The organism is Aliidiomarina indica, from assembly GCF_015354615.1.
GTDB lineage: Bacteria > Pseudomonadota > Gammaproteobacteria > Enterobacterales > Alteromonadaceae > Aliidiomarina > Aliidiomarina indica.
In genome coordinates, this window is record NZ_JACAVQ010000001.1 from 85,850 (window position 1) to 97,865 (window position 12,016).

General features: G+C 49.7%; 15 protein-coding genes. 11 read left to right on the forward strand and 4 right to left on the reverse strand.

The features are described 5' to 3' along the window. Positions 1-22 precede the first annotated feature (22 nt). From HXZ99_RS00410 to HXZ99_RS00445, 8 genes are all read left to right on the forward strand, one after another. Positions 23-694 carry a Slp family lipoprotein gene (locus HXZ99_RS00410; protein WP_194755313.1) on the forward strand — a complete coding sequence of 224 codons (672 nt, stop codon included), beginning with the start codon at positions 23-25 and terminating at the stop codon, positions 692-694. Continuing rightward, positions 691-1,542, forward strand: coding sequence for an alpha/beta fold hydrolase (locus HXZ99_RS00415; RefSeq protein ID WP_194755314.1), 852 nt, complete (start codon positions 691-693; stop codon positions 1,540-1,542). Before HXZ99_RS00410 ends, HXZ99_RS00415 begins: the two co-directional genes overlap by 4 nt. A gap of 86 nt (positions 1,543-1,628) precedes the next feature. Further along, the gene (gene fadD / locus HXZ99_RS00420; protein ID WP_194755315.1) at positions 1,629-3,287 is read left to right on the forward strand and encodes a long-chain-fatty-acid--CoA ligase FadD; all 1,659 of its coding nucleotides are present in this window, start codon (positions 1,629-1,631) and stop codon (positions 3,285-3,287) included. After that, a complete protein-coding gene (gene rnd / locus HXZ99_RS00425) occupies positions 3,284-4,420 on the forward strand; it encodes a ribonuclease D (RefSeq protein ID WP_194755316.1) in 1,137 nt (378 codons plus the stop codon). Before fadD ends, rnd begins: the two co-directional genes overlap by 4 nt. Before the next feature lie 42 nt (positions 4,421-4,462). Further along, a complete protein-coding gene (locus tag HXZ99_RS00430; RefSeq protein WP_194755317.1) occupies positions 4,463-4,723 on the forward strand; it encodes a YcgL domain-containing protein in 261 nt (86 codons plus the stop codon). A gap of 32 nt (positions 4,724-4,755) precedes the next feature. Further along, the gene (locus HXZ99_RS00435; protein ID WP_194755318.1) at positions 4,756-5,775 is read left to right on the forward strand and encodes a lytic murein transglycosylase; all 1,020 of its coding nucleotides are present in this window, start codon (positions 4,756-4,758) and stop codon (positions 5,773-5,775) included. A gap of 3 nt (positions 5,776-5,778) precedes the next feature. Further along, positions 5,779-6,498: a fumarylacetoacetate hydrolase family protein gene (locus HXZ99_RS00440; RefSeq protein WP_194755319.1), complete on the forward strand. Its 720-nt coding sequence runs from the start codon at positions 5,779-5,781 to the stop codon at positions 6,496-6,498. Further along, on the forward strand, positions 6,495-6,986 hold the full coding sequence (locus HXZ99_RS00445) for a YcgN family cysteine cluster protein (RefSeq protein ID WP_194755320.1): 492 nt from the start codon (positions 6,495-6,497) through the stop codon (positions 6,984-6,986). The genes HXZ99_RS00440 and HXZ99_RS00445 overlap by 4 nt, the downstream gene beginning before the upstream one ends. 14 nt (positions 6,987-7,000) lie before the next feature. Here HXZ99_RS00445 and dsbB read toward each other — a convergent pair whose 3' ends face one another. After that, positions 7,001-7,534: a disulfide bond formation protein DsbB gene (gene dsbB, locus HXZ99_RS00450; protein ID WP_194755321.1), complete on the reverse strand. Its 534-nt coding sequence runs from the start codon at positions 7,532-7,534 to the stop codon at positions 7,001-7,003. A 264-nt stretch (positions 7,535-7,798) separates the two neighbouring features. Between dsbB and fadR the strand changes: the two genes are divergently transcribed. Further along, positions 7,799-8,509, forward strand: a complete 711-nt coding sequence (gene fadR, locus HXZ99_RS00455; RefSeq protein WP_194755322.1) for a fatty acid metabolism transcriptional regulator FadR — start codon at positions 7,799-7,801, stop codon at positions 8,507-8,509. A gap of 67 nt (positions 8,510-8,576) precedes the next feature. Here fadR and sodB read toward each other — a convergent pair whose 3' ends face one another. Further along, positions 8,577-9,158 (reverse strand): superoxide dismutase [Fe], encoded by a 582-nt coding sequence (sodB, locus tag HXZ99_RS00460; protein ID WP_194755323.1) that lies wholly within the window; start codon positions 9,156-9,158, stop codon positions 8,577-8,579. A 305-nt stretch (positions 9,159-9,463) separates the two neighbouring features. Here sodB and grxD point away from each other — a divergent pair, with 305 nt between their 5' ends. Together grxD and HXZ99_RS00470 are read left to right on the forward strand one after the other, a co-directional pair. Beyond that, on the forward strand, positions 9,464-9,829 hold the full coding sequence (gene grxD, locus HXZ99_RS00465) for a Grx4 family monothiol glutaredoxin (RefSeq protein ID WP_194755324.1): 366 nt from the start codon (positions 9,464-9,466) through the stop codon (positions 9,827-9,829). A gap of 81 nt (positions 9,830-9,910) precedes the next feature. Then, complete coding sequence (locus tag HXZ99_RS00470; protein WP_194755325.1) at positions 9,911-10,516, forward strand: peroxiredoxin; 606 nt, start codon at positions 9,911-9,913, stop codon at positions 10,514-10,516. 190 nt (positions 10,517-10,706) lie between these two features. On the opposite strand, the gene rnt is transcribed toward HXZ99_RS00470, so the two are convergent. Both rnt and nth read right to left on the reverse strand, forming a co-directional pair. Continuing rightward, the gene (gene rnt, locus HXZ99_RS00475) at positions 10,707-11,351 is read right to left on the reverse strand and encodes a ribonuclease T (protein ID WP_194755326.1); all 645 of its coding nucleotides are present in this window, start codon (positions 11,349-11,351) and stop codon (positions 10,707-10,709) included. 8 nt (positions 11,352-11,359) lie between these two features. Beyond that, positions 11,360-11,995 (reverse strand): endonuclease III, encoded by a 636-nt coding sequence (nth, locus tag HXZ99_RS00480; protein WP_194755327.1) that lies wholly within the window; start codon positions 11,993-11,995, stop codon positions 11,360-11,362. Between the last annotated feature and the right edge of the window lie 21 nt (positions 11,996-12,016).

Genomic DNA, 12,016 nt, shown 5'->3' on the forward strand with positions numbered 1-12,016 from the left:
TAAGTTGTAGAGGTAACCTCAAATGAAAGCCATGACCGTAATGAAAGCGATAATTGTCTCAGCGACAGCACTGCTGTTGCTCAGCGGCTGTGCGTCCCGTTTACCTGAACCGATTCGTGGTGATATCCCCGAAACCACGACCTACCGGGCGGTAGTGGAGCAGAGCGAACAAGCGATAGGGACGTCCCTGCGTTGGGGTGGTGTTATTGCGGCGGTTCATAATCGTAAAGACCACTCTGAAATTGAGGTGGTTTACTTTACGCTTCGCGGCACTGGCCGACCTTGGGTAAGCAATGAAACCCCAGGACGCTTTCGCTTTATTGTGGATGGGTTTGCAGATCCAGAAATTTACCGTGTTGGTCGTGAAGTGACCGTGTTAGGTGAACTCTCAGGCTTTCAAACAGACCTCATCGGCGAGTATGAATTTAGCTTTCCGATTGTAAGTTCGCGGGGCGTGCAACTATGGCGCGAAGATCCGCAGCGCATTGAGGTATGGCATCGCGATCCGTTCTCGCCTTGGTATCGCCATTATTTGTATGGCACCGGTCCGTATCGCTATCACCCCTATTATTTCCCTTATGGAACACGTCCGATTCAGCGTGCTCCGGAACCATCGAGTCCTCCTGAGCAGCGACGTCCACGGGTAGAATCCGAGAGCCCGCGATCTCGAACAGACATACGTCAGCAACAGTGATCGCGACTCGCTATCCGCTCGACGCTCAGCGTTCATTTCATCTCGCCGGTGTAGCTACCGGCGACTTTGTTTCTCCTTCTATTCTGGCGCTGCATGGCTGGCTCGATAACGCGGCCAGCTTTCAACCGTTGTTTGCTTTGTGGAACGATGAGAAAGCCGTTGCGGTCGACTTTGCCGGCCATGGGTTATCGGATCATCGTGCTGCTGGGGCCTGGTATTACTTTACCGAATATGTGGCCGACATCGTGCAGTTGCTAGAGACGCAAGATTGGCATTCAATTCATTTGTTAGGCCACAGTATGGGTGGTTTTGTCGCACAAGTTGTTGCTGCATTATGCCCTGAGCGCATTTCTCGACTAACATTGATTGAAGCATTTGGACTCTGGATTAGTCCGAGCGGCCAGTTTGTCGAACATCTGAAAAAAGCATTGATTGACCGCAGAAATCTTGTGGCGAAACGTCCTCCTGTGTATTCCGATAAGGAACGTTTGGTGCGCCTGCGAGCGGAGAAAAGCAATCTGAATACAGATTTAGCGCGTTTAATTGTAGAGCGAAATCTTGTTTCGGTGGAGCAGGGATATACGTGGACGGTTGATCCCCGTGTTCGCTTGGCATCACCATTTCGCTTTACAGCAGAGCAAGCGGTCGATATGTTGAAACACATTGAATGTCCGGTGGATTTGATTCTTGGTGACCAAGGCACACCGGATATCGTGCGCGGATTGAAGATTTGGGAAGCGTACCTTCCACAACTTCAGGTTCACCGACTGCAAGGCGGGCATCACGTTCATATGGAACAGCCGCAGCAGGTAGCACAAATTGTGAGCGGCATCACTGAAAAGTCGTGATCACTACTAGGATCAACTGGTCCGATATGAGAATATGACGTGTTTTCTTCTCGAATAAAAGTAAAAAAATATTAGGAGCAATCAAGGTGGAAAAGATTTGGCTAAAGCGCTATCCAAATGGCGTACCCACAGAAATTGACCCGGATCATTATCCTTCGTTGGTGGAGATCTTTGAAGAGAGCGTAAAGAAATACGCGGATCAGGTGGCTTTCCAGAACATGGATAAAGACATCACCTACAAAGAATTAGACCAACTCACGGAACAGTTCGCTGCCTACCTGCAAAGCTTGGGATTGAAAAAAGGCGATCCCGTGGCCGTAATGATGCCCAACCTATTGCAGTACCCAGTGGCCTTGTTTGGAATTCTCCGTGCGGGCATGGTTGTGGTAAATGTGAATCCGCTGTACACCGCGCGTGAGTTGAAACACCAGCTGACCGACTCGGGTACCAAAGTTATTGTGATTCTGAAAAACTTTGCCCACACCCTCGAGAAAATCATTAAAGATGTGAAGCTCGATAAAGTGGTGCTGACGGGTATCGGCGATATGATGCCGGTGCCGAAGCGCTGGATTGTGAATGGCGTCGTCAAGTACGTGAAGAAAATGGTACCCGCCTACAGCCTAAGCAATACCGTTGAATTTAACGATACCTTAAGTATGGGTGCGAAATCGACGTACAAGCGTCCTGAGAATATGACGGGCGACGACTTGGCGTTTTTGCAGTATACCGGCGGAACCACAGGCGTTTCCAAAGGTGCAATGCTCACGCACCGTAATATGGTGGCGAACCTTGATCAAATTTCGGCTTTCATTTTGCCGCGCTTAAGCGACGGGCAAGAAGTCGTGATTACGGCACTTCCGCTTTATCATATCTTCGCTCTGACCGCGAACTGCTTAGCGTTCCTGAAATTTGGTGGTAAGAACATTCTGATTACCAATCCTCGTGATATGCCGGCGTTTGTGAAAGAACTCGGTAAGCATAAGTTCACCATGATCTCTGGTGTGAATACCTTGTTTAATGGTTTGTTGAATACCCCCGGCTTTAAAGATCTTGATTTCAGCGAACTTAAAATTGCACTTGGCGGCGGTATGGCCGTGCAACGTGCGGTTGCTGAAAATTGGGAGAAAGTGACAGGTTCGGCATTGCTGGAAGGTTACGGCCTTACAGAATGTTCACCGGTGGTGACTGCAAATCCATTTGATATCGAGCACTATACCGGTTCCATTGGTATTCCGCTGCCGTCGACCGATGTGAAAGTTGTCGATGAAGAGGGTAACGAAGTGCCCATGGGTGAACCTGGCGAAATTATGGTCAAAGGCCCGCAAGTGATGGCCGGATACCTAGGTCGTCCGGAAGCGACTGCGGAAGCGATTAAAGACGGTTGGTTTGCAACCGGCGATATGGGTACTGTGGACGAAGATGGCTTCTTCAAAATTGTTGACCGTAAGAAAGACATGATTCTCGTGTCTGGATTTAACGTCTACCCGAATGAAATTGAAGACGTTGTAGCGAGCCATCCGAAAGTGCTGGAAGTGGCTGCGGTAGGCGTTGCGCACGAAGCGTCTGGCGAAGTTGTGAAAATTGTAGTGGTGAAGAAAGACAGCTCACTCAGTGAAAAAGAAATCATTGATTACTGTCGCGAAAATCTAACTGCATACAAGGTACCTAAATTGGTTGAGTTCCGTGATGAACTGCCAAAAACCAATGTCGGTAAAATTCTTCGTCGCGAGCTGCGTGACGAATGACGGAATCGATAACGTACCGTGTAATTAACGCCACCGGGGAACTGGTGGCGTTTTGCGATCAGGCAAAACAACATGGCTGGTTAGTGGTGGACACTGAGTTTGTTCGCACCCGGACTTTATACGCAGAGCTTGGATTGTTGCAGGCCAAGGCCGGTGACCAACTCATTTTGGTTGATCCACTACTGGATATCGATTTGACCCCTTTGTGGTCGTTGTTACGCGATCCAACGATGGTTACCGTGGTTCACGCGGCGGGAGAAGACTTAGAGATCTTCCATCGTGCGCAGGGCGCGCCGGCGAATCTATTTGATACGCAAATTGCCCATGGTTTTTTGACCGATGGCAAACAAATTGGCTATGCGGGTTTGGTTGAGCTTATGCTCAATATTGAGCTTGATAAAAGCCAATCTCGCACCGATTGGTTGCAGCGTCCGCTGACGCAACAACAACTCGATTATGCTGCTGCCGACGTGGAATATTTATCAGAAATGTATCCGCGGATACGCGCCAAGGCAATTGAGTCGGGCAAGGATGCACTTGTCGTTGCCGAGTGTGCGGAACAGGTCGCGAAGCGCGGACGTGAAGTAAACGCGGAGTTTGCCTGGCGCGATGTAGGAGGGGTATCGGTTCTCAATGGCCAACAACGCGCTATTCTTCGCGAACTAACCAAATGGCGTTTGCACATCGCTCGGGAGCGCAACATTGCGTTGCCATTCATTGCGAAAGACAACGCCCTCATCGAAATCGCGCGAAGCGAAGCTCAAAACCGTTATCAGCTATCGCAAATTGAGGAGCTGCACCCCATTTCGCTGCGCCGTTACAGCAAAGAATTGTTAGCCTGTGTCGAACAAGGATTGGCGGTGCCTGAGTCAGAGCACCCAGAAGCGATTCCACGTTTTGATCAAGATGGTGCCTATAAGCGCTTTTTTAAAGCGGCGAAAGCCTTGTTGAAAGATATTGCGGAAGCCAATGACATACCCGCTAGCATGCTCGGATCGCGCAAACAGATTAATGAGGTTTACCTGTGGGAACATTTCACACCGGCCGCAACCCGGGAGCAGATTGACGCACCGGATTTATACAGCGGTTGGCGCGGTAGGCTGTTAAAAGAGCCATTGCAAACATTGTTTTAATTGGCTTTATTTCGTTATTTTAGAATAGCCCGGAGTTGTTATATGTTGTGTCGCATCCTGCGTTCACCACGCAAAGCGGATACCTACTTATTTATACCGGCCGACGCATTGGTGTCGGAGTTACCGGATACACTGCAAACCTTATTTACCCCTGAGCACGAAGTAACACGTCTCTTGGTGACCCCAGAGCGCAAGTTTGCCCGTTTAGACGGTGTAAAGCTGCTGGAACACCTGAGCACAGAGGGGTACTATCTACAGATACCACCTCCGCCAGTGAATATGTTGGCAACATTAAACGATTGATTTATCGATCCCGTCAGAGAGGAGTGTTCCTGATGCGTAAAGTATGGTTTGCTCGTGTGCGTCGGCTTATTTCCCTGCCTGTTATAGGGGCAGTGGCATTAGCATCTTCAGCTAGCTTTGTGATTCCAGCGGCACATGCGGTGGATCCGGACGGATTTCCGGCTTATGTCGAAACATTGAAACAAGCGGCCAGGGAGCACGGTATATCGGAAAACGCGATTGAACGTGCGTTTACCGATCCGCAATTTTATGCGCGCGCCGTGAGCGCTGATCGCAACCAACCTGAGTTTACGATCACACTGGATACCTATTTGCCCCGAGCAGTGCCAGATTGGAAAGTGCAGCAAGGCATCCGCAAATACCAAGAACATCGAGAGCTGCTTGAAGAGATTGGCGAGAAATTTGGTGTGCAGCCGCGTTTTATCGTCGCTTTGTGGGGAATTGAAACCAACTATGGTGGCTATACGGGCAACTTTAGGGTTGTTTCTGCATTAGCGACCTTAGCGTACGAAGGCCGTCGCGAAGAATTCTTTAAACGTCAATTGATGCAAGCGCTGGAAATTATTGATGCAGGCCACATTGAACCGGAGCAAATGCGCGGCTCTTGGGCCGGTGCAATGGGACAAACCCAATTTATGCCTAGCTCGTTCTTAAGCTACGCGATTGATTACGATGGCGATGGCAAAATTGATATTTGGAACAGCTATCCAGATGTGTTCGCGTCGGCGGCCAATTATTTATCACAGGTTGGTTGGGACGACAGCAAGACCTGGGGACGTCAGGTGCGTTTACCGGCGGATTTTGATACCAGCGTGGCAGGTCTTACGACCAAAAAATCGCTTTCAGAGTGGCAAGAGTTAGGGGTTCGTCGTTACGATGGCAGTGACCTCCCAACCCGCGATATTAATGCGTCTTTGATTATTCCCGACGACAAAACCGGTCGTATCTATCTGGCCTATCACAATTGGGACGTATTGATGCGTTGGAACCGCTCAAATTATTTTGTGGTGGCGGTAGGGCATCTTGCTGACCGCATTCAAATGGGACGGTAGTTTGTGAGTCGTTCTCTTGTGTATATAAACGGTGCGCTGGCGCCGTTTTCTTTGGGTACTTTTTACTGTGTGGGTCGCAATTACGCCGCCCACGCCGCCGAGTTAGGGAACGCAGTTCCCGAAGCCCCATTACTGTTTAGTAAGCCAGCCTCCTCGCTTCAGCAGCTGCTACAAGGTGAACTTAATAGCATCGAGATTCCGAGCGATCAGGGCGAATGCCATCATGAGCTTGAGATTGCCTTGCTGATAGGTAAGCCAGTGAATCAAGCGCTGTTGGCGCACCTTGGCGACAACAACGATGCGCCCTTACTGGCGACCATTAGTGGTGTCGGGTTGGCGCTGGATTTAACCTTGCGTGATGTACAAACGGCGCTGAAGCAATCGGGCCAGCCTTGGGAGCGGGCCAAGGCCTTTCGCGGTAGCTGCCCACTTACGGATTTTGTACCCGTGGCACAATCAGGACCGATGACGGACCTGCGTTTGCGTCTACTGCGCAATGGTCATGTGCAGCAAGAGGGTGAGGCGAAGCAGATGATTTTCTCTATTGCCCAGCTCATCCGTGAGATGGGTCAGGTGTTCTCCCTTGAGCCTGGTGATGTGGTGCTTACTGGCACACCGGCAGGCGTGGGACCATTGCAGGCAGGAGATGAGCTTACCCTTGAGCTTGTGACAGGCAGCAAACAATGTGTGCAATGGCAGGTTGTTGTGGCGGCGAAGCCATGAATAATAAGTCACAGCCATTTTGGGAGCATAAGAGCCTCGCTCAGATGACTCGCGAGGAATGGGAGTCGCTGTGCGATGGTTGTGGTAAATGTTGTTTACACAAATTAATTGACGCTGACGAGGGCGATCCGCAGCGCCCTATGAGCGCCGATGAAGTGGCGCATTTTACCCATGTGACATGCCAACTTCTTGACCATTCCAGTGGGCGGTGTAGTGACTATCCCGATCGGCTGAAAACAGTGCCGGACTGTGTTGTACTGACGCCGGATAACCTTGAATCAATCCACTTTATGCCGCCATCCTGCGCTTATCGACGCCTGTACGAAGGACATGATTTACCCAGTTGGCACCCATTACGACATCAAGGTAGCCAAGAGGCTATGCGTAAGGCTGGAATGTCGATTGTGGGCCACAGGCTCGTGCATGACACGGAATGTGACCCTGAAGACGGTGAGATTGTGCGCTGGCCGCTAAAATACCAGCCCTAATGAAAACCGTGCCGCTATAATCGCTGCAGCCGCACCAACCGCGTGGCGAGAACAAACAGGGCAATTATAAAATATACGGCAAAAATAATGCGCAGCCAGCCCGGCATGCTCAAACCTAGAAACGACCAATCGATATCTGTGCATAGCCCGCCCGCGCCGAACAAATTCGGGAACCACTCATGCAATGGTGCCCACTGCGGGAAATCGGGAAACGGACTACAACTGGTGAATAGCGGATTTGCTTTGGTTTGCAGGTAGATATGATGATGCGCGGAATAAAACCCGGCGCCGGCGCTTGCGAGCCAACCTAGCATAGCCACAAGCCGCACGGTCAAATAGTGTGGTGCCAACACGCCAATCCAGCCGAACAGGGCAATGGCAATCATGGCGGTGCGTTGATAGATACACTGCACGCAGGGAACGAGCCCCTGAACATGCTGAAACCAGAGGGCAATAAGAACCAAAATGGTGGCTGAGGTTGCCAATATTAACCAAGGGCCACGTTGTTGCGGCCAGTGGGCAACGGAATGAAGATTTATTAAACTCACAATGGTCTCTATATTTAATTACTGTGCTCTAAGTGTAGGAAGTAAGTATGATAAAACTTGTCCGACCATTAGCAGCACGTTACAATCGTTTTCTGTCTGCATCTTAACGCATCTGCTCTACGATGCTACTGCCATATCGGTCTTTGACTCGAGCGGGCAGACATAGCAAGGTAATGACGTTGCTAGTACTTAGCGCATCATAAGCGGAAATAACTCGTATTGGAATACGCTAGCGTGACTCCATTAGATGGAAAAAAGGCATTTATGTTTATCAAAGCGAAGAGCCCTGCGGGGTTTGCGGAAGAGTTTATTGTAAAATCAATTTGGAAAGGCGATTTTGCACCAGGTTCTATTCTCCCCGCCGAGCGTGAGTTATCCGAACTAATCGGGGTAACTCGAACAACGTTGCGGGAAGTTCTGCAACGGTTGGCACGTGACGGTTGGTTGACGATTCAACATGGTAAACCCACCCGCGTGAATAACTTCTGGGAAACATCGGGCTTAAATATTCTTGAAACGCTGGCGCGGTTAGATGAAGAAGGGATGCCCGATCTGGTCGACCATCTGTTATCGGCGCGTACCAATATTAGCGCCATATATATCCGCCAAGCCATCCGTAATGACAGCGAGAAAGCCCTCAGCGTGTTACGTGATTCAGAGAAATTAGAAGATACGGCGAAAGCCTTTGCGGAATTTGATTACCATTTGAACCATGAACTCGCCCACGCATCGGGTAACCCGATTTATGTGCTCGTCCTAAATGGTTTCAAAGGGCTGTACGCGCGCATTGGTCAGTTCTACTTCTCAAATGCAAAAGGCCGCGAGCTTGCACGTCAGTATTACAAAGAGCTTACCAAGTTGGTTGAAGCGAAAGACTATAATGGCTCAACGAATTTAGTGCGCCAGTATGGTTATGACTCGGCTGCAATTTGGAAAGATTTGCGCGATACCATTCCTGAGAACTTGGTAGAATAAAGCTCTCGTTGCTACGCGCACAAAAAAACCGCAGAAGCATTCACTTCTGCGGTTTTTTTAATGGGGATTAGCCAAAGTTTTTGCTAGCAAATTCCCAGTTAACCAACGCCCAGAAGCCTTCCAAGTATTTTGGACGGGCATTACGGTAATCGATGTAGTAGGCGTGCTCCCACAAGTCGACCGTTAGGATTGGGGTAAGGTTATCATCCGTAAGCGGTGTTGCTGCATTGCTGGTATTAACGATATCCAAGCTACCATCGGCCGTTTTCACTAGCCATGTCCAGCATGAGCCAAAGTTGTTCACCGCGCTGTTGTTAAACGCTTCTTGGAACTTCTCAAATGAGCCCCATTTGTCGTCAATCGCTTCAGCCAATGCACCGGTAGGCTTGCCACCGCCATTAGGGCTTAGCGAATGCCAGTAGAAGGTGTGGTTCCATACCTGCGCAGCGTTGTTAAACATACCGCCACTGGAGGTTTTCACGATTTCTTCAAGAGACTTACCCGCAAACTCTGAATCCTTAACCAGACCGTTCAGCTTGTCTACGTAGGTTTGGTGATGTTTGCCGTAATGATACTCAAGGGTCTCGGCAGAGATATGCGGTTCCAATGCGTTTTTCTCATAAGGCAAAGCGGGTAGTTCGAAAGCCATGATGTGCTTCTCCATTTCTAGGTGCAAATGCTGACATCGGCTTTGCTCAAAAAAAGAATACCGATGTCGGTGAATAATGTAAGTATAGCGGAGCGCTTCTTAAATGAAACACTTTCCCTCACCATTCTATATACATGGAGTTACTCCATCTGGTTTTCAAGGGTGCAGAAATTTGTTTTTGCGGATACGGGTGGCTTCATCCTTGCACTGCATTTGTGTTATAATTCGGCGCCGATTTTGTCGGGATGTAGCAAACAATGAATGTTTGCGTACCGAAATTACCCAGACTGCGTGAAGGAGCCATTATGCAAGATATGCAACCAGATCAAGCGCAAGATACCGAAGCTCGTATTCGTCAGCAAATCGAGGAAAACCCGGTGCTGTTGTACATGAAGGGTTCACCGAAACTTCCGAGCTGTGGTTTTTCTGCTCAGGCATCACAGGCGCTGATGGCCTGTGGCAAACCCTTTGCGTATGTGGATATTCTGCAAAACCCAGATATTCGGGCTGAACTCCCGCGCATTGCAAACTGGCCGACGTTCCCTCAGTTATGGGTAAAAGGTGAACTCATTGGTGGCTGCGACATCATTTTAGAGATGTTCCAGCAAAATGAGCTGCAACCGCTCATCGACGAAGCGGCTCCAGCGGTAGACGACGAAGCGTCGTCCTAACACATCATTGTTTAACTCGTTGCTTTCGTTCTGCGAAGGCGTGCTATTAAAACTATATTTTTTGAAATAACGGAGATCTACATGGCTGTATTAGTTGGCCGCCAGGCCCCTGACTTTACTGCTGCTGCAGTATTGGGTACCGGTGAAATTGTTGACAACTTCACGTTAAGCGACCACATCCGCGGTAAGAAAGCAGTGGTTTTCTTCTATCCGTTGGACTTCACTTTTGTGTGTCCTTCTGAGCTGATCGCGTTCGATAAGCGTTTAGCTGAATTTGAAAGTCGTGGTGTACAGGTAATCGGTGTCTCGATCGATTCTCAGTTCTCGCATCACGCATGGCGTAACACGGCAGTAGACAAGGGCGGTATCGGCGAAGTGAAATACCCGCTTGTTGCTGACGTAAAACATGAAATCTGCAAAGCTTATGATGTTGAGCATCCAGAAGCAGGCGTTGCGTTCCGTGCATCGTTCTTGATCGACGAGGAAGGCATGGTGCGTCATCAAGTAATCAATGATTTGCCACTTGGCCGTAACGTTGACGAAATGCTGCGTATGGTTGATGCCTTGGCATTCCACCAGGAGCACGGTGAAGTGTGTCCTGCAGGTTGGAACAAAGGCGACGAAGGCATGAAAGCTGACGCTGCTGGTGTTGCTGCATACCTGAGCAAGAACAGCGCTAAGCTGTAAGTGCTAGTGAGGTAGTGGAACCAACGCAATGGGTTGGTTCCCGCGAGAAAGCGTACCAACGCAATGCGTTGGCTACGGTGGAACGGACACAAAAAACCGCGCTTCGGCGCGGTTTTTTTTATCTGGTAAGGCAGCCGACCCGAACGACAGCGAGGTATTTCATTCGCTGCTGACCAACGCGGTGCGTTGGTTACGCGCTGTCGGTCTCTGTATCTAACGGCCAGCCGCCGAGTGCTTGATATCGATTCACCATCCAGCAGAACAGCTCTGCGGTGCGCTCAGTGTCATACAGCGCGCTATGGGCCGACTTACCATCAAAGGGGATACCCGCCGCTTGGCAGGCTTTTACTAATACGGTTTGGCCGAGCGTAAGGGCGGCCATGGCCGAGGTATCAAAGGTAACGAACGGATGAAACGGATTTCGTTTTAATTCAGCGCGCTCCGCTGCCGCCATAACAAAGCCCAAATCGAAGGTGGCGTTATGGCCGACCAACACACTGCGCTGACAACCGGCTTCTTTTTGTGCTTTGCGAATGGCTTTAAATAGTTTGTGCAGGGCATCCCGTTCGGACACGGCGCCACGTAACGGGTTAAAAGGATCAATGCCATTAAACTCAATGGCGGCTTGTTCAATATTGGCCCCTTCAAAAGGCTCCACGTGCGCGTGGTGGGTAGCCACAGGCACTAATTCGCCTTGCTCGTTAAAATCAACAATAACCGCTGCAATTTCTAACAAGGCATCGGTGCTGGCATGAAAACCTGCCGTTTCAACGTCGATGACGACAGGGAGGTAGCCGCGAAAGCGATCTTTGATCTGCGGTTTAGTGGTCGTCATGAATATCCTTAAATATCGATTTTATCTTTAAATTCACACAGATCTTCAATGATACAGGATCCGCAGCGGGGTTTACGGGCAATACAGGTGTAACGACCATGTAAGATCAGCCAGTGGTGCACATCGACCTTAAATTCCGCGGGGACTACTTTGAGCAATCGTTGCTCCACTGCATCCACGGTTTTCCCAGGCGCAAATTTAGTACGGTTGCTAACCCGAAAGATATGGGTATCCACGGCAATGGTGGGCCAGCCAAAAGCAGTGTTCAATACCACATTTGCGGTTTTTCGGCCCACGCCCGGTAACGCTTCAAGGGCTTCCCGATCTTCCGGTACCACGCCCTGATGTTTTTCCACTAGAATCCGACACGTTTTAATCACGTTCTCAGCTTTAGTATTAAACAAGCCGATGGTTTTGATGTAGTCCTTCACCCCAGCAACCCCAAGCGCGAGCATATCTTTTGGGTTATTCGCCACGGCAAATAAGGGACCCGTTGCTTTGTTAACACCGACATCAGTGGCTTGAGCCGAGAGCAATACAGCAATTAACAGCTCAAACGGGTTACTAAAGTTTAATTCGGTTGTTGGGTGCGGATTTGCGTCGCGCAATCGCGTGAGTATTTCAATCCGTTTTTGTTGGTTCATAAGCGTTTCAAATAGCGTTTA